This is a genomic window from Planococcus versutus, assembly GCF_001186155.3.
GTDB classification, from domain to species: domain Bacteria; phylum Bacillota; class Bacilli; order Bacillales_A; family Planococcaceae; genus Planococcus; species Planococcus versutus.
Map to the genome: position 1 here is coordinate 1,841,529 of NZ_CP016540.2, position 16,460 is coordinate 1,857,988.

Annotated in this window: 22 protein-coding genes and 1 pseudogene; 9 read left to right on the plus strand and 14 right to left on the minus strand. The window is 38.7% G+C overall.

The genetic code is table 11. The annotated features are described in order from the left end of the window. Nucleotides 1-240: 240 nt before the first annotated feature. Complete coding sequence (locus tag I858_RS09505) at nt 241-1,020, minus strand: class I SAM-dependent methyltransferase (RefSeq protein ID WP_083553695.1); 780 nt, start codon at nt 1,018-1,020, stop codon at nt 241-243. Beyond that, entirely contained in the window at nt 1,017-1,454 is a 438-nt protein-coding gene (locus tag I858_RS09510; protein WP_065524584.1) for a BrxA/BrxB family bacilliredoxin, read from the minus strand. Before I858_RS09510 ends, I858_RS09505 begins: the two co-directional genes overlap by 4 nt. A gap of 990 nt (nt 1,455-2,444) precedes the next feature. Between I858_RS09510 and I858_RS09520 the strand changes: the two genes are divergently transcribed. Then, nucleotides 2,445-3,589 (plus strand): IS3 family transposase gene (locus I858_RS09520; RefSeq protein ID WP_157886498.1). Its coding sequence is split into 2 segments (ribosomal slippage): nt 2,445-2,691 and nt 2,691-3,589, totalling 1,146 coding nucleotides; the frame shifts between segments, so codons are not numbered across the junction. 89 nt (nt 3,590-3,678) lie between these two features. On the opposite strand, the gene I858_RS09525 is transcribed toward I858_RS09520, so the two are convergent. From I858_RS09525 to I858_RS09545, 5 genes are all read right to left on the minus strand, one after another. Next, the gene (locus I858_RS09525; RefSeq protein WP_065524582.1) at nt 3,679-3,885 is read right to left on the minus strand and encodes a hypothetical protein; all 207 of its coding nucleotides are present in this window, start codon (nt 3,883-3,885) and stop codon (nt 3,679-3,681) included. 318 nt (nt 3,886-4,203) lie between these two features. After that, entirely contained in the window at nt 4,204-4,503 is a 300-nt protein-coding gene (locus tag I858_RS09530; RefSeq protein WP_065524581.1) for a hypothetical protein, read from the minus strand. Between the two features lie 140 nt (nt 4,504-4,643). Continuing rightward, nucleotides 4,644-5,774, minus strand: coding sequence for a conserved virulence factor C family protein (locus I858_RS09535; RefSeq protein WP_065524580.1), 1,131 nt, complete (start codon nt 5,772-5,774; stop codon nt 4,644-4,646). 25 nt (nt 5,775-5,799) lie between these two features. Next, on the minus strand, nt 5,800-7,677 hold the full coding sequence (locus tag I858_RS09540; RefSeq protein WP_065524579.1) for an ABC-F family ATP-binding cassette domain-containing protein: 1,878 nt from the start codon (nt 7,675-7,677) through the stop codon (nt 5,800-5,802). Next, nucleotides 7,674-8,309, minus strand: a complete 636-nt coding sequence (locus I858_RS09545) for an HD domain-containing protein (protein ID WP_065524578.1) — start codon at nt 8,307-8,309, stop codon at nt 7,674-7,676. The genes I858_RS09540 and I858_RS09545 overlap by 4 nt, the downstream gene beginning before the upstream one ends. Before the next feature lie 164 nt (nt 8,310-8,473). Between I858_RS09545 and I858_RS09550 the strand changes: the two genes are divergently transcribed. Continuing rightward, nucleotides 8,474-8,683 (plus strand): cold-shock protein, encoded by a 210-nt coding sequence (locus I858_RS09550; protein WP_065524577.1) that lies wholly within the window; start codon nt 8,474-8,476, stop codon nt 8,681-8,683. Between the two features lie 63 nt (nt 8,684-8,746). Here the strand turns inward: I858_RS09550 and I858_RS09555 are convergent, their stop codons facing one another. Then, entirely contained in the window at nt 8,747-8,947 is a 201-nt protein-coding gene (locus tag I858_RS09555) for a zinc-finger domain-containing protein (protein WP_065524576.1), read from the minus strand. Between the two features lie 146 nt (nt 8,948-9,093). On the opposite strand from I858_RS09555, the gene I858_RS09560 reads away from it, so the two are divergent. The 4 genes from I858_RS09560 (at nt 9,094) to I858_RS09575 (ending at nt 10,830) form a co-directional block, all read left to right on the plus strand. Beyond that, entirely contained in the window at nt 9,094-9,777 is a 684-nt protein-coding gene (locus I858_RS09560; RefSeq protein WP_065524575.1) for a queuosine precursor transporter, read from the plus strand. 8 nt (nt 9,778-9,785) lie between these two features. Then, on the plus strand, nt 9,786-10,175 hold the full coding sequence (locus I858_RS09565; protein ID WP_065524574.1) for a ribonuclease HI family protein: 390 nt from the start codon (nt 9,786-9,788) through the stop codon (nt 10,173-10,175). 110 nt (nt 10,176-10,285) lie between these two features. Next, complete coding sequence (locus tag I858_RS09570; protein WP_065524573.1) at nt 10,286-10,495, plus strand: hypothetical protein; 210 nt, start codon at nt 10,286-10,288, stop codon at nt 10,493-10,495. 20 nt (nt 10,496-10,515) lie between these two features. Next, entirely contained in the window at nt 10,516-10,830 is a 315-nt protein-coding gene (locus I858_RS09575) for a hypothetical protein (protein WP_065524572.1), read from the plus strand. Nucleotides 10,831-10,884: 54 nt separating this feature from the next. On the opposite strand, the gene I858_RS17535 is transcribed toward I858_RS09575, so the two are convergent. Beyond that, complete coding sequence (locus I858_RS17535) at nt 10,885-11,007, minus strand: hypothetical protein (RefSeq protein ID WP_275425613.1); 123 nt, start codon at nt 11,005-11,007, stop codon at nt 10,885-10,887. 73 nt (nt 11,008-11,080) lie between these two features. Between I858_RS17535 and I858_RS09580 the strand changes: the two are divergent. Continuing rightward, nucleotides 11,081-12,091: pseudogene (locus I858_RS09580) on the plus strand (PQQ-dependent sugar dehydrogenase). 205 nt (nt 12,092-12,296) lie between these two features. On the opposite strand, the gene I858_RS09585 reads toward I858_RS09580, so the two are convergent. From I858_RS09585 to I858_RS09595, 3 genes are read right to left on the minus strand one after another with little or no spacing between them, the layout of a single operon-like run. Then, nucleotides 12,297-12,590 (minus strand): hypothetical protein, encoded by a 294-nt coding sequence (locus I858_RS09585; RefSeq protein ID WP_065524571.1) that lies wholly within the window; start codon nt 12,588-12,590, stop codon nt 12,297-12,299. A gap of 19 nt (nt 12,591-12,609) precedes the next feature. After that, complete coding sequence (locus I858_RS09590; protein WP_065524570.1) at nt 12,610-13,620, minus strand: S66 family peptidase; 1,011 nt, start codon at nt 13,618-13,620, stop codon at nt 12,610-12,612. Between the two features lie 21 nt (nt 13,621-13,641). Further along, nucleotides 13,642-13,830 (minus strand): hypothetical protein, encoded by a 189-nt coding sequence (locus I858_RS09595; protein WP_065524569.1) that lies wholly within the window; start codon nt 13,828-13,830, stop codon nt 13,642-13,644. Between the two features lie 190 nt (nt 13,831-14,020). On the opposite strand from I858_RS09595, the gene I858_RS09600 reads away from it, so the two are divergent. After that, nucleotides 14,021-14,665: an SDR family oxidoreductase gene (locus I858_RS09600; protein ID WP_065524568.1), complete on the plus strand. Its 645-nt coding sequence runs from the start codon at nt 14,021-14,023 to the stop codon at nt 14,663-14,665. 54 nt (nt 14,666-14,719) lie between these two features. Here the strand turns inward: I858_RS09600 and I858_RS09605 are convergent, their stop codons facing one another. Beyond that, nucleotides 14,720-14,965 carry a hypothetical protein gene (locus I858_RS09605; RefSeq protein ID WP_065524567.1) on the minus strand — a complete coding sequence of 82 codons (246 nt, stop codon included), beginning with the start codon at nt 14,963-14,965 and terminating at the stop codon, nt 14,720-14,722. Nucleotides 14,966-15,002: 37 nt separating this feature from the next. Next, the gene (locus I858_RS09610; protein ID WP_083553696.1) at nt 15,003-15,530 is read right to left on the minus strand and encodes a cupin domain-containing protein; all 528 of its coding nucleotides are present in this window, start codon (nt 15,528-15,530) and stop codon (nt 15,003-15,005) included. A gap of 115 nt (nt 15,531-15,645) precedes the next feature. Here I858_RS09610 and I858_RS09615 point away from each other — a divergent pair, with 115 nt between their 5' ends. Further along, nucleotides 15,646-16,446, plus strand: coding sequence for a TIGR00266 family protein (locus I858_RS09615; protein ID WP_065524565.1), 801 nt, complete (start codon nt 15,646-15,648; stop codon nt 16,444-16,446). Nucleotides 16,447-16,460: the final 14 nt, after the last annotated feature.

A 16,460-nucleotide genomic window follows, 5' to 3' on the forward strand; every position in this document is an offset into this window, starting at 1 on the left:
GTTCTCTTCCAAAACACCACTTATAAATAAGCGAGAATACAAAAGGGCTGTCAATTCTTAATCGAATTGACAGCCCTTTTGCCTGTATTCCTACTTGAAGTTACATAGTATTTTCTTATGAGACATACTATGAGCTAGATTCCCAACCAGTTGAATATAATCTTTACCATTTAATACAATCGAACACTCGTTATCTTTACATTTCTACCCCAACACGTAAGTATCAAGACGGTTTAGTTTTTATTTTGATGTATTTGAAATTACACCATAATGGAATTTGGTATTGGGTCGAACACGTCGTGCAAATCCAAAGCGTTCGAAATCTTCAGAACGAAAATGTGCTTTTAGAACGACTGTTTTTCGTGCCACACGTCTTGCCTCTGCTACCCACTGTTCTGTTAATTGACCATAATCCGCAGAACCTCTAAGCGGTATAAAGTTGGATGCTTCTGTTATTTTTTCAGTAAACATAGGATCCATATAAATAACGTCAAACGAATTGGATTCAAGTTTTTTTAGAAAAGAAACTGCATCAGAAGATACAACAACTATTCGATTCATCGCTTCATCTAAGTGAGGCATACCTGTGTAGCGTTTTAAGCCTTGTTCTATGACGTATGCAAGGACTGGATGACTTTCACAGCCAATCACTTTACCGCTGCTTCCTACCCACTGAGAAGCTACTAGAGAGTCTGACGCTAAGCCTAATGTGCAGTCTAGAAAAGAATCACCGCGTTTAAGACCAGATATAGCAATTAACGGATCGTTTTGGAGGGGTCTTTTTGTTCGAAAAGCCGCCGAATTCGGATGAAAAAAAAACGGCTCTTTTTTACCCACTGGATAAAACTCGAGCCTTTCTTTTAAACAAATCAATAAATCTGCATTTTCATCCGCGTGTATTTTTTCAATGGATCGTTTATTGCGCGGTATTTGCTGAAGCGACAAATCTATCGAAACGCGATCAGCCCATTCAATCATGGAAAGAGTTGGGCGATACGCTGTTGTGACAACTGTCTTCACTGTGCAGACACCTGTTCAAGTGCTTGTGCTAAATGGTCTCGAATTTGTTCCATTGGATAGCCTTCAATTTGTTCACGAGAAATAAAATGAGCCAATTCGCCATCTTTTAATACCGCGATCGACGGTGATGATGGAGCTACTTCTTCAAAGTAATTACGCAGTTGCGCAGTAGCTTCTTTTTCTTGACCTGCAAATACCGTAACTAAATGTTCCGGTTTTGCTTCTACTGCTTGAAGTGCTTCTATAACTGCTGGACGTGCCAATCCTGCTGCACAACCGCAGATGGAATTGATGACAACTAAGCTTGTTCCTTTAGCGTTGCTCATATGTTCATTGACATCCTCAGCAGTCATCAATTCTGTAAATCCTGCTCCAACTAATTCCTGACGCATCGGCATAACAATGCCTTTCATGTACTCATCATACGCGTTCATGCTTTCGCCCCTTTTCTTAAAGTATTATTTTTCTTAAACCTAAGGTTTATCAGTTTTAGTGTAACCTAAAACTGCAGAACATTCATAGTATGTCGATTTAACTAGAAAAGTTTTCTACCGAAAAAGGAATAGGAAATCATGTCGATTTACTCAAACAAATCAAAAAAATAGATTTTGCACTTTTGCAATTTTTTTCGACAACACAAAATCGGCCTTGAGATGTATTTTTTAAAATCAACCGCAACTAGATTAATACGATGCAAATCATACATACGTCAGTAAACAACTTATTGATTTTGAACAAGTGATTGGCGAAGTGCTTTCATTTTATGACAACTTTCACATTTTTAAGGTTCGTTCGATTTTCTTAAGAAGATTTTCGCTCGCTTAAAAAAGCGACTTTCAACTTAAAATTTCTTCATTATCTATTGAGCTGTTGGGCAAAATTTCATCTCTTATCCGTACAACGAATGCGTTATAATAGAAAAAGTATGGTTTTATCCAATCAATAATCAAGTTAAAACCGTTTATAGTCGTTACCGATCTTGACTACCCTCAACGTATAATAGAGTCATGCTTTTTTAGCAGTAAAAGTGGGAAAGAATTACAGAGACGAAAACGTCCAGATTATAAAAAACTTAGAAGGAGCTAAGCTAATGAAGAAGAAGAAAAACACCCAAAAAGAAGAAAACTGTTTTGTCGAGTTTTTTAAGAACATTAGTATAGCAATTGTAATTGAACTTATTTTCTCATTTATTTGGAATACTTTGTTCTTCATTCCTAGATTGCTAATTCGTTTCTTTACCAGTATTTAAAGCTGCTAAAAAACTTCTATTAAGTGATTGTGACTAACATACATCTTATGGCCTTGAAAGCAAATATTTGAACGTGAAAAAATTGTTAGAGATGTATTATGGATAGTCTACACTTAGTTGGACAGAAAAAATAAGGGGGCGTAGAATAGTCCACAATACGTGAGGAGAATCTACCATGCCCCAAAAAAGACGAACATTTTCCCCGGAATTCAAAAAACAGGTCGTGGCGCTGCACGCAGGCGGAAAAAGCCGACCGGATATTGTCCGGGAATACGACCTGACGGCTTCCGCCCTCGATCGGTGGATTGCCCAATCCAATCAAACTGGCTCGTTCGAGGAAAAAGATAACCGAAGCCCTTTGGAAACGGAATTGCTTGCCTACAAAAAACGAAATAAGCAGTTGGAGATGGAAGTGGATATTTTAAAGCAAGCGGCGCTGATCATGGGACGAAAATAGAGATTATCCAACAGAATCAACACCTCTATTCAGTATCAGCAATGTGCACTGTCCTCCAAATTGCCCGCAGCACCTTTTACTATGAGACTTCCGTTTCGGTAGAAAAAGCACACCAAAAAGCCCAAGCAGAACAGGAGTTGAAAGACGAAATCTGGGCGATCTTTCACGAGAATCGCCGCGTCTATGGCACACGCAAGCTGAAAAAAGAGTTGGCGAACAGAAAGAAATGGGTGATCTCGAGACGCCGTATTGGACGCCTCATGGCGTCACTTGGCATCCAATCGAAATACGCGCTGCCATCCTACAAACCGATGGTCACGCCTCCCAATGAAGCGACATACCGGAATGTGCTGAACCGCCAATTCAATCCGGCAGCGAAAAACGCCGTGTTGGTCAGCGACCTGACGTATGTAAAGGTTGGCGGCCGCTGGAACTATATTTGTTTCCTTCTCGATTTATATAACCGTGAAATTGTGGGGTACAGTCTGGGCGAGCGTAAAGACGCTGCCCTGGTTCAACGTGCCTTCGCATCGGTCAAAGGCGACTTGGGAGCCGTGAAGCTGTTCCATACGGACCGCGGATCTGAATTCAAGAACACCGGCATCGATGCGCTATTAAAGACGCACCAAATCGAACGGTCGCTGAGCCAAAAAGGAACCCCTTACGATAATGCGGTGGCGGAAGCCACGTTCAAGATTTTGAAGACGGAACTCATCAACGGAATGTGCTTTGACACGCTTAACCAGCTAGCGCTTGAACTGTTTGATTACGTGAATTGGTACAACCATGTCCGTCTACACAGCAGTCTGGGCTATACCAGCCCTGTCACTTATCGAAACGCAACCCTTAAAAAAGTTGTTTGATTTAGTGTTGACGTACCATTATGCATTCACCTTCTCAAAAGTTATTTATTAACACCTCTTTTTTTCCTAACCATATAAAAAGTCATCCCTCAGGATGACTTGAATAGTGATATTTGAATACCTTCTACTGATGGCGGGCGAAGAGTGATAGAACTTTCTGATTCTTCTACCGTATAATCCTTCAAATACGCTTCCACTTCTCTTGCATGTTCTGCAACTGATTCTCTGAGGAGCTCTTTAATGATTAAAGAGCTCCTTTTTTGACTTAATACTACCCCATTGACTGTAAGATTCACTCGAGACCCTCCTATGTATATTTAAAAGATATCATAAAGTTATCAAGAAAAAAACGTTTATATGGACCTAATATTTATATAATTTTTTTATATTAATTAGAACAACTATGTCTATTGACTCACTAACTAGTCTTTTATACCTTATTTCCTCTATATCCTTGTGAATTGATCTTGTTATTTTATATATTTTTAATAAAATAAAACCCACTCAGGGTTTGAGTGGGTCTCATGCAACTGCTACTTTTATTATATTTCTATCATTCTTTACGTTAAAAAATCTTCATCATGAAAATTTAGCAAGCACTTAGCAAGCATTTATCATGCTTGCTCGTACTCTTTGTTAATAAATTCAAGCATTTGGTTAAAAATATCGTATTCAAACCATTCATAAATCATATCTTGCGTGTACTTGCCTTCTTCTTGAAACTCTAAATTATTAGCTGATAATTGGATAATTTGTGTATCTTCTAGTTCGTTACCTGCTTGTTTTACTTCTTGTTTTGCAAACCGTTCTACTACTTTCTTATAAAAATCATCGCGTTTTGGACGATCATCAAACTCCCACGATTCATACTTTCCACTATATAATATTTCTAATGAGTAAACGTTTTTGTTCATTGCTAGCTCCTCCTTGTACAGTTCAATTAACTGAAGTTTACCTCTTAACCACTTTTCGAAAACATTTCTAGCTGTTTGTACCTCTAAAAAAAACTGTACCAATTGTCATTTTTATGACAATTGGTACAGTTTTTTGTGGTTTATTCGCTTTTCATGGCTTGACGAGCTTCGGTCATTTGTTTCCAAACTGAACCTTTAGCATCTTCACCTTCTGCGATTCGTGCAATAGCCATCTTAATTTGCAGTTTCACTTCAAATTCAGGATCACTTTCTGCTTGCTTGAGTGCTGGTAATGCTGACTCTGTTCCTGTTTCATAAAGAAACATTGCTGCTCTCCAACGAACCAGTTTGTTTTTATCGTTTAAAGTTTCAATCATAATTGGTTCAAATTCTTCAAATCCTAAATCACTAATTGTGTCACCTGCTGTTCTGCGAACGGCCCAGCTCTTGTCTTTCATAGCACGTTCTACATAGGGAACGACGGCTTTGTCATCAATGTCGCCAAGAAAAATGGCAGCTTGTCGACGAATCGACATTTTGTCATCATCCAAAGCAACTGATAGCAATGCCAAGTCGTCAACATCCGCTTCAATCATTTGATCGAGCAACTGAAAACGTGTTTCCCAATCTGGTGCATTAAATTCTTCTGCATTTATTTTGCGGCCACGTGGAGTGGCTTCAAGTTGTTTGTCGTCTTTTTTTGTTGTCAATGCAACTAAGCGTTCTTGTGGATAAGCAGCTTCGATTTCTTCTACCATACTTTTGCCTATTTCAGCTTTATCCCCGTAACGAACACCATAATCAGCCCATTTACGCTGCAACAAATAGTTTTCCTCAGTTGGGTCCATCACGTTCTTCATAGCAGTGACAAAGCGCTCAGACATCCCAAACCGTTCTTCTGAAGAGTTGTCAAAAACTTTTACTTGTAAGGGAATACCTTTGAATTCCTGAACATGGACATACACTTCGCCAAAATGCTCATCTAATTCAATTTCTTCACTCGATTGTTCATGGCCTTCTCCAAATACATTACGTACTTGTGCCAAGATAGTTTCCCAATCAAATTTTGAAATTCGCTCGACTGCTAGAAAATCAGCAACATGATAAACGCTTTTAACGCCAGCAATTTCCAGCAACTCCTGAACTTCTTTTGGTGCGCCTTCTAACTTATTTTTATTGTAATTGTGGCTTTTGCCAAACGGTAATTCCTGATCGATAATTACTTTCATCGTATTCGGGCTTGGTGTCGGTTCTATTGTTAAAATTTTCACGAAAATCCCTCCTGCAATTAGTTGATCATGCTTCTGCAATTTCTTGAAGATATGTCCATCGCTCAATCAATGCATCGTATTCTACTGTTAATGTGTTTATTTCTTTTGTTAGCTTTTGTAATTTATCGTAATCTGTACCCGCTAAAGCCATTTCTTCTTCACGAGCTTCAATCGTTGTTTCTGCTTCTGCGATTTTCTCTAAGATGCCGTTGTATTCCAATTGTTCTTTATACGTCATTTTCTTTTTAGCTTTAACAGATTCTACCACTTCAGTTTCAACAAGTTCTTGGGCAGCTAAAGCAACCGGATTATTTTTTTCTTTAATGAATTCAGAGTAAAGACCTTGATATTCTTCGATTTTCCCTGTCCCTGTTGTCCATAATTTCTGAGCAATGCGGTCAAGGAAAAAGCGATCATGCGAAATTGTAATAACTACGCCTGGGAAATTTTCTAAGAAATCTTCCAAAACAGATAGTGTTTGGATATCCAAATCGTTTGTCGGCTCATCGAGGAATAAGATGTTTGGCTGTTCCATCAATAATTTCAATAAATACAGACGCTTTCTCTCGCCGCCTGATAATTTACCAATTTGCGTGCCGTGACCATTTGATGGGAATAGGAAACGTTCAAGCATTTGAGTTGCCGATAAGCGAACACCTTTTTCCGCTTCAAAATCACTCGACGTTTCTTGAATGTATTCAATCATGCGCTGCGATTCATCCATTTCTGGCAAATGCTGTGTAAAGTGAGCGATTTTTACTGTACTGCCGTATTCCATTTTACCGGTAGTTGGTTCAAGTTCTCCTGCTAACATTTTCATCAAGGTAGATTTTCCTGCACCGTTTGGTCCAACGATTCCAATACGATCTCCACCTTGCAACAGGAAATCGAATCCGCTAAAGATTTGTTTGTCGCCATAAGCCACACCCATATCTTTTCCTTCGATAATCTTTTTACCTAGACGTTGGCTCTGCATCGATAGTTCAAGCGATGTATTGTCATTTTCTTTTTGAACACTTTCTTTAATTTCATCAAAGCGCTGAATCCGCGCTTTTTGTTTGGTCGAACGTGCTTTAGCACCACGACGAATCCATTTCAGTTCTGAGCGGAAACGGTTTTCAAGTTTTTCCTGAGACGAAGCGTTCATTTCATCACGAATCGCTTTGTTCTCCAAATAATCTCCGTAGTTCCCTTTATGTGTGTACATCGTTTGATCGGCAATTTCAAAAATATGCGTTGATACTGCATCTAAGAAATAACGGTCATGCGTCACGAACAGCATAGCTGAACCCATCCGCAATAGCGTTTCCTGTAGCCATTCTGTTGAAACAGCGTCTAAATGGTTTGTCGGCTCATCCAAAAGAATCAAATCTGCGGGTTCGATCAATGCTTTCGCAAGTGCAACGCGTTTACGCTGGCCACCAGACAATTCACGAATCACTTGATCATACATATCGATGCCTAGTTTCGATAAAGCTGTTTTTGCAAGCGCGTTAATATCCCAAGCGTTTTCTTGCTCCATTTTTTCTTGAATATCCATCAACTCATCTTGTAATTGAGTTGAACTCGAGTCAACCATCATGTTTTTCAAAGCATTTTCATATGCGCGATTTAACATTAGTATCGGAGAGTCTCCTGAGAACACGGTTTCGAGAACAGTCAACGACTCATCAAACTCGGGCTCTTGCATCAAATACGTAATTTGATATTTTTTTGGATGATCCATTACAACGCTATCTGCATCCATTGTTCCTGCTAATATTGACATCAATGTCGATTTACCTGTTCCATTTACACCGATTAACCCGGCGCGTTCTCCTGGATACAGAGAAAATTCGACGTCTTTGAATAATGTTTTAGCTCCTACTGTTTTTGTTAATTTCGTAATATTTAAGTGGCTCATTTATTCCCATCCGTTTCTGTTTGAAGTTGCTTTAAAAAGGATAGCATAAATTCGTGGCGTTCTTCAGCCATCTGCTTACCAGTTTCCGTAGTCATTTGATCTTTTAGCAATAATAGTTTTTCGTGAAAATGTGTGACACTACTCGTCTGTGCTTCACGGTACTGTTGTTCAGTCATTTCTGTACGCGCTTTTTCGTTCCAGTCGTACAATTTACGTCCTTTGGCTCCACCAAATGCAAATGCGCGAGCAATACCAATTGCTCCGATAGCATCTAAGCGATCAGCGTCTTGAACGATTTTTGCTTCGGTACTTGTTGCTGGCTTGCCATTGCCACCTTTAAAAGATACCGATGCGATGGTATGTTGGATTTGTTGTTGTTGCGTGTCTGTCAGTTGTAGACGTTCCAAAATATCTCGCTCTAAATTCTCACCTGTTTTTTTGTATTTAGGATCCGAAACATCATGTAACAATACCGCTAGTTCAACAATAAAAGCATCAGCGGTTTCGAACGCTAAAATGGTTTTCGCATTTTTCATGACGCGTTCAATGTGCTGCCAGTCGTGGCTCGCATCAAACTGATCGTAAATTTTCTTTACTTCGATTTGACATTGGCTAATTTTTTCCTGTTCCATTCTTCCGCTCCTATCGCTTGTTTCTTCTATTATAACCTGAAGTTACTGCAAATTGCCTGTATTCCCAGCGATTATTGACGTTTCTGCAGGCTTCATGTATAGTATAGCCATCCATAACATGGAGTTTACAGGTCCATACATACTCAATATTAGGAGGAACTTGCATGAACCAAGGTACAGTGAAATGGTTTAACTCAGAAAAAGGTTACGGATTTATTGAGTATAATGATGGTGATGATGTATTTGTCCATTTTACAGGTATCCAAGGTGATGGGTTTCGCACATTGACTGAAGGCAAAGCTGTTTCTTTCGACATTATTGACGGCAACCGAGGACCACAGGCTGCTAACGTAATTGAAATCGATTCGGAGTAAACGAATAGAAAAAAGCAGGGACGGAAATCCGTTCCTGCTTTTTGTATTTCAGAAGAAAAACAGTTATTGTTTTGAGCTTGTTCCAACCTTATTAAGTTCATGTCCTAAAAACTGCAATTGTGTACCAACTGTACAGTTGCTAATGCAGAATCTGTGAGCAGCAGTCTTTCCTTCATCTTTGCGAAGTTGGGATTTCACAAAGCAACCTTCACAGTAGGTAGTCATCATTTCGTCAATTTCTTTGATAATGGCAATTTTTTTCAATCTGTCACCTCTTAGCAAAACTTCATTTTTTCATTCTACTACGCATTTGTTTTTTATACCAACAATAGTTATACTAACTGAGGACATTTTAAAGTTACTAAGCGGTTCGCAAATTCCCGCTTTACCAAAACTAAGGAGGAATTTTTTTGTTTAATGAATTTTGGGGACTTGGCTTTGCCTTGTTCAATTTTGTGCTGTTATTACTTATGTATAAGTTTTTCGGAAAAACCGGCTTGTTTGCATGGGTCGCAATTTCTACAGTACTCGCAAATATCCAAGTTACTAAAACCATTGAAATTATTGGGTTAACAGCAACACTTGGCAATAGTTTGTACGCTTCGACATTTTTAGCAACCGATATTTTAAATGAAAAATACGGCAAAAAAGAAGCAAAAAAAGCAGTATGGCTAGGATTTTCATCTCTTCTCATCATGGTACTTGTTATGCAGTTTGGGATTAAATTTATACCCGCTGAAAGTGATTTTGCTCAAGGCTCTTTAGAAACAATTTTCGGGTTAGTGCCACAAATCGCCATTGGTAGCATGGTTGCATATCTTGTGAGCCAGCATGTGGATGTTATTATTTTTGGTGCATTACGCAAACTATTTCCAAAAGATAGCCAGTTTTGGATACGCAATAATGGGTCTACATTATTAAGTCAATTGCTGGACACTTTAATTTTTACCTCTATCGCATTTTGGGGTGTTTTTCCACTTGATATATGGCTTCAAATATTCTTTACAACATATCTATTAAAATTTGTTGTTTCTGTAATGGATACGCCATTTGGTTATTTAGCAAAAATTATGAAACCCATTGACGAAAAGTAGGTGTTTTGATGCTGGAAGTTTTTGTGGATGCAGCAACTGCAGGGAATCCTCAAGTGAGTGCTGTTGGTGTCTTTATACGAGGTGAAGGTCATTTAATCCACTGGAGCGAATATGTTGGAGAAATGGACAACCATATGGCGGAATTCACAGCGCTTGTTAAAGGGCTTGAGCTCGCAAAAGAATTATCGTCCCAAATGGTTTCGATAAGGTCTGATTCGCAAGTAGTTGTGGATGCCTTTGAAAAAAAAATGATTAAAAACCCTAAGTTTAAAACGGTACTCGCCAAAGCGCTTGAACTTAGTGATCAATTCGATTTTTGTTTTATAAAATGGATACCAGATTCTCAAAATCGCGCAGCAGATGCACTAGCAAAAACTGAGCTTCGGTCACACAAATAAATGAATCTATAAACAGCTACTCAATTTTTAGGTAGCCGTTCGGTTTATATGCATACGCATAAGCAAAAGTCTGATAAGATTAACCTATCATCTTTTATTGGAGGAACCTCATGAGAACAAAACTTGGCACTGCGCTTGATATTTTCATTTTGCTTGTTGGACCGTGGATCGTCTATACACGAATTTTAGAAATGGGTAAAGATGGAGTTTCTATCTATCCAATGATTTCGGTTGTTATCGTTACTGTTGCAGTAGTTTTTTCTATCTATAATTTGTATTTACTAGTGACTCGTAAACAACAAGACCGAATGAAAAAATAAATAGAAAAGAGGCTTTACCCGTGAAATCGCTATTGTTTTATTTTATCCCGCTCTTGGTTTTTGCGGTAGTCAATAATTTCGTTTCCGTTTTTTCGTGGCCACATTATTTGGTTCTGCTAATTGCTTTTCTCATATTCCAGTTAGCTCGCACACGTTATCCAAAAGACGCGATTCCTTTTATCGCTAAAATTACACAAGCTGTTTTTTACATATTGACTGTTGCCACGATTTTTCGCGACCAATTTTTAACGCCTTTGCTAATTAATGTGTTGTTAGGTGTCACGCTTGGATTTGTTATCGTGGAAATTTTGCAAACGAGAAAAAAGCCAGTTTAACCTGACAAAGACCTTAGTCCACTCGACAAATTCGAGTGAGCTAAGGTCTTTTTATTATTTTGTAAAAACCCATATCAACACAAGTGCAATAGCGACAATAATCCATGTAAGGATTCGGATGAGGTTTCTTTTTTTGCGAATTTCTTCTTGTTCTTTAACGTCTTTTAGTAAAGACATTTTAACAGCTCCTGTTCTATTATTTCCTATCTTTGCGTTATTTTAATAAAATGAAAAAAAGGAGGTTTTTGTCGTGAAAAAAAGATGTGTTTTTTCTTTGTCTTTATTGTTACTCGCGGGTTGCAATAATGCAGCTCCCGATACTGAAAAAGCAACTGCGCCTTTTGAAGAACTTGCAACAGGACTTGAAATACCTTGGGCTATCAATAAACTTGAAGAAGAATTCTACATTTCTGAACGGCCAGGTACTGTGGCTCTTATAGATAAAGATGGTACTAAGACACATCAACAAGTTAACTTTTCAGGTAGTCTTTCAACCGCTTCAGAAGCTGGTTTTTTAGGTTATGTGTTAAAAAAAGATTTTGAATAAAGCCGGCAAGCTTATGACTATTATGTGTACGAACAAGATGGCAAAGATTTTAATAAAATTGTTGTACTTGAGTTAGAAAATGAGCAATGGCAAGAAATTTTTGTATTGCTTGAAGGTATTCCAACAGGAAACGTTCATCATGGCGGGCCTCTAAAACTAGATGCAGATGGCACGCTTTTTGCAACGATTGGAGATGCTTCGTCTCCAGATTTTGCTCAAGTCTTGGCTTCTGTTAATGGCAAAATACTCAAGCTAAATAGCGCCAACGAATTTGAAATTTATTCGTCTGGACATCGAAACCCGCAAGGACTCACTTGGGACGAAGACACCCTGTACGCTTCTGAACATGGACAATCCGCAAATGACGAAATCAATATTATTGAAGAAGGCAATAACTACGGCTGGCCAATCATCGAAGGTGACGAATCTCAAGATGGACTAGAGACGCCCTGGTTCACTACTGGTTCTGATAAAACATGGGCTCCTAGTGGCATTACGATGCACGATGGGTTGCTTTATGTCGCTGCGCTTGGTGGAACAGCAATTAAAGTATTGGATCCAAAAAGTGCACAAAAAATCGATTCGATTGAAGGATTCGGGCGCATTCGAGATGTTTTTTCAGATGGCGAATCTGTTTATTTCATCACCAACAATACCGATAGTCGCGGCATCCCTGCTGATGGTGATGACAAGCTTTATAAATTGAATGAATGAGGAAAGGTGTATTGGCAAACGTCCAATACACCTTTTTACTTATAGAAATTTTACCATTAACTGTTCATCGATCATTTGTTAACGCTTCAATACGCAACCTGTAATAAGCTTGTGCGTCTATAACGCTAACTTGACAAATCTCCATATGCAGTCATCATTGTGTTTTTAATTTTTTAAAAAAGTAACTTTATTCGATTTATACATTTTATTCAACTGTTACTTCCGACGCTAAAAGATAGGAAAAACTTTCTGGCATATCAAAAGGCACAACAATCACATCGTCTCCTACTTCTAACTCTTCAAACGAAGTAATGGTTCCGCTAAGCGTTGTAAGATCTGTAAGGTAGATTTCATTGTGTACTTCTGCGTTATCTGCACTAGCTCCTACAGTAAAACTAGAATCTGTCTTACCGATTATGACTCCTTCTATATTTCCACAAGCCGTTAAAAAAAGCATAGCGCCGATGAGTAAAACGACTTTGAATTTTACTTTCGTCACTCCTATTCTTAAAGCAGATCTATTTAAATTCCTGGACAACAATGCCTTGTCCATTTGCTACTTGTACTTGTGCATATGCTCCGTTAATAAAACACACTTGTGGCGGAACATGTCCTAAATCGATATCATAAGCAATTGGCAAATCGAGTTCTTTTGCGAGATCTTCATACATTTTTTCTACTGTGTACTCTTCAACCGCCTCATTGGCTGTACTTCGGCCAAATAAAATACCTGCACAATTCTCGAACCATCCTGCATACTTCATTTGTGTCAACGATCTTTTGAGTTCTGTAACAGCCATACCATAATTTTCAAGATACCAAATCAGGGGTTCACCTGGAATGTGTTCGTTTCTAAAACTTCGAACATCGCCAAAAGAAGTGCCGATTAAGTGACGAATAACGTCTATACATCCACCAAGTAAACGACCAGAAAAATGTTCTTCCCTACCTGAAACCGTTTTCCATTTAGTTGGTTCAGTCAGATGAAAAACAACAGAAGTGGGGAGTGTATGATTCCATTCTTTTTGATATTTTAAAGATGAATGTTGCGTAACAGAATCTCCAGCCTTCGTTTGTAAAACCGATAGCCATCGTCCTGTTGTTATATCACTTTCTTTGCCACGCAAATCAATAATATTGGTGCCGTGTGCAGTTGCAACTCCTGTTTTTAACGTTACAGCTAATAATAAAGTGCTGATATCAGAATAACCAAGAATCCACTTTGGCTGAATTTTTGAAAAATCCAGGTATTCTAATACCTCAATAAGCATTTCTCCACCCCAAGGAGGAAAAATAAAATCAATTGATGAATCTGTCATCATTTCCATGAATTCGTCAGCCCGTATTTTCGCTGGTGCTGATTTAGCCAACTCTTGCCTCCAAGCCGTGTCTCCTGTCACTACAGCAAAGCCGTTATCTTCTTGCTTTACAATTGCCTGTTCTAACAGCTCGCGCTGCTCTAAATCCATTCCTGATGAAGGTGCTGTAATGCCGATTGTTTTAAAGACATTAGATGGATATCGAATCATTTACTAGTCCCCCTTTTCATTTTATACAAAATAAAATAACGAGAAAATCATAGCGATCAAAATACCTGCCCCAACACTAAAAAACAAAGCTTGTCGAATCATTTCTTCAAAGCGACTCGGCTCTTTATCGAGTCTTTCTCCTTTAAATTGTGAAAAATCAGGTGGTACTTCTAGAGTATGTGTCGTTTTGGATTTTATAACCGGGTCCATTTTGTTCCTCCTAAAATCAGCTGCAATAAAGTCTATGTGTATATTTCATTATACTAAAGTTCGCTTAAGAATAAAGTCTCTTATCAGACTTATTATCATTTTCATAACATACAAACAAAAGCTCTTCTTGAAATAGTTTAGAGAGCGTATATGATGAAAGAGAGTAGAAGATTACGAGGAGGTTATTTGGGTGAAAGTACTAGTAGTAGGAGCTAACGGACAAATTGGAAGACATTTCGTGAAAATGCTCACAAAGAGCAAACATCATATACCTAAAGCGATGATTCGCAAAGAAGAGCAAGTTAGTTTTTTTAATCGTTTGGGTGTAGAAACCGTATTATCCAGTTTAGAAGATAGTATCGAGGAAATCACCGTAGCGATGAAAGGCTGTGATGCAGCTGTTTTTGCAGCAGGAAGTGGCGGAAAAACGAGTGCTGACAAAACCTTGTTAGTTGATTTGGATGGTGCAGCAAAAACAATAGAAGCTGCAGAACGCACGGGGACGAAACGCTTTCTTATGATCAGTGCCATTAATGCCGATAAACGAGACATGTGGAAAGAAGACCTGGCACATTATTATGTAGCTAAGCACCATGCTGATAATATTTTGCGGGCTAGTGGATTGGTTTATACCATTGTCCGTCCTGGTCTTTTGACAAACGAACCGGCTACTGGAAAAATTTTAGCGGTTACAGATTTGGATTCCGGAGAAATTTCTCGTGAAGATGTAGCGCGTGTGCTTTTGGAAGCTCTTGATAACGAACATGTCTTTAACAAAACCTTTGCTGTCGTTTCAGGAGATAGCGACATTAAATCAGCATTAAATCAACTTTAGTTAGCAGACTAGAAAAGGCTTTTGATCTGGGATCAAAGGCCTTTTCTTTAACCTCTATTCGGCTATTTTCAAACTTTTAATGCCAATGACGAGTTGGAACACAAATGCAATCGAACAAATAACAATTGCCATGTAACCGAGCATGCCGATGGGTGTCATTAAAAACGTTTGAACAACAATCAATGCCATTAAAATAGCGATACCAAAATTCACAATATAGGGCTTACTGTAAAACTTTTTCGATGCAATGCCGACAAAAATCGCCACAGCAATGATTAAAACTAATAAAAGATTTTCCATATTTCGCTCTCACCCTTTTGCTTTGTTTGTCACAAGCTTAGCATTTATCTTCCGTATTCGATAGAGTGCTCGGAATTTTTTTATATGCTAACTTTTCAATAATTTGTTCGTGTTCCGGATAAAGTTCAAGCAAGTCTGACTGCAACAACAATTCAAAATCAGCAAAATCGAATCCAGGAGAAACCATACAGCCTACAAGTGAAAATGCATCTTTAGCATCTACTGTCGAACCAAAAATACTGCCTTTTTCCACCAGAACTTGTGGATGTTCTCCCGCAAAAATATCTAATCCTAGTTTTTCAGCACGATACTCGCCTTTTGAACTAAGAATATGCACCGTCACAGCTTCTCCAGCATGAAAATACCAAAGTTCATCCGATTTCAAACGATGAAAATGCGAGATATCTTGTGACTGCAATAAAAAGTAAATGCTAGTATACAAATTCCGCTCTTTTGGATGATCGGTTGTTGTTATTTTTTCGGGGGAAACAAATGATTGTTTGTAATACCCACCTTCAGGATGTGCTGACATGTCAAAACGTGTAATCCAATCTTCTGCACGCATATTTTCCATCTCCCATGTTGTATTTTATACAGGCTAACCTGTTGATGAAACTTTCCATCTTTCTAGACGTATTCATTATATAACACTATGCACTTTAAAAAGAGGAGGAATACACATGAATAATCATGAAATCGATTATAAGTTACACGGTGACGATATGCAGTTTGTCGAAGTAGAATTAGATCCTTCAGAGACGGTAGTGGCCGAAGCTGGTGCTTTAATGATGATGGAAGATGGCATTGCGATGGAAACAATTTTTGGTGATGGCTCTAAAAGTTCAGGAGGTAGCGGTTTGATGGGTAAATTAATGGGTGCAGGCAAACGCATTATCACTGGCGAGAGTCTATTTATGACTGCTTTTACGAACAACGGGACAGGTAAACGTCACGTCGCTTTTGCTGCTCCTTACCCCGGAAAAATCATTCCCTTGGATTTAAGTACATTAAACGGTAAAGTTATTTGTCAAAAAGATGCTTTTTTAGCAGCAGCAAAAGGCGTTTCAATTGGTATCGAATTTCAACGCAAACTTGGCGCTGGTTTTTTTGGTGGTGAAGGATTCATTATGCAAAAATTAGAAGGCGACGGGTTAGCTTTTGTACATGCTGGAGGCACAATTTACCGCAAAAACCTCCAAAAAGGCGAAGTGCTACGTGTTGATACAGGTTGCTTAGTTGCCATGACGGGTGATGTTGACTACAATATTGAAGCTGTACCCGGCATCAAAACAGCTCTGTTTGGCGGTGAAGGTTTATTTTTTGCTACTTTACGTGGTCCGGGTAGCGTCTGGATTCAATCGATGCCATTTAGCCGTTTAGCTAGTCGTGTGTTTGCAGCTGCTCCGCAAAACCCTGCTGGACGCTCGAAAGGTGAAGGCAGTGCTGCTGGTGGGTTGTTCGATTTACTGGGCGGCAGGTAACAAATAAAAATATA

Coding starts and splice junctions, on each gene's coding strand:
- I858_RS09540 (WP_065524579.1), bottom strand. CDS start 7,677: ATGAGCCACTTAAATATTACGAAATTAACAAAAACAGTAGGAGCTAAA.
- I858_RS09570 (WP_065524573.1), top strand. CDS start 10,286: ATGAGAACAAAACTTGGCACTGCGCTTGATATTTTCATTTTGCTTGTT.
- I858_RS09590 (WP_065524570.1), bottom strand. CDS start 13,620: ATGATTCGATATCCATCTAATGTCTTTAAAACAATCGGCATTACAGCA.
- I858_RS09530 (WP_065524581.1), bottom strand. CDS start 4,503: ATGAACAAAAACGTTTACTCATTAGAAATATTATATAGTGGAAAGTAT.
- I858_RS09550 (WP_065524577.1), top strand. CDS start 8,474: ATGAACCAAGGTACAGTGAAATGGTTTAACTCAGAAAAAGGTTACGGA.
- I858_RS09595 (WP_065524569.1), bottom strand. CDS start 13,830: ATGGACCCGGTTATAAAATCCAAAACGACACATACTCTAGAAGTACCA.
- I858_RS17535 (WP_275425613.1), bottom strand. CDS start 11,007: ATGTCTTTACTAAAAGACGTTAAAGAACAAGAAGAAATTCGCAAAAAA.
- I858_RS09510 (WP_065524584.1), bottom strand. CDS start 1,454: ATGAACGCGTATGATGAGTACATGAAAGGCATTGTTATGCCGATGCGT.
- I858_RS09610 (WP_083553696.1), bottom strand. CDS start 15,530: ATGCGTGCAGAAGATTGGATTACACGTTTTGACATGTCAGCACATCCT.
- I858_RS09615 (WP_065524565.1), top strand. CDS start 15,646: ATGAATAATCATGAAATCGATTATAAGTTACACGGTGACGATATGCAG.
- I858_RS09545 (WP_065524578.1), bottom strand. CDS start 8,309: ATGGAACAGGAAAAAATTAGCCAATGTCAAATCGAAGTAAAGAAAATT.
- I858_RS09605 (WP_065524567.1), bottom strand. CDS start 14,965: ATGGAAAATCTTTTATTAGTTTTAATCATTGCTGTGGCGATTTTTGTC.
- I858_RS09565 (WP_065524574.1), top strand. CDS start 9,786: ATGCTGGAAGTTTTTGTGGATGCAGCAACTGCAGGGAATCCTCAAGTG.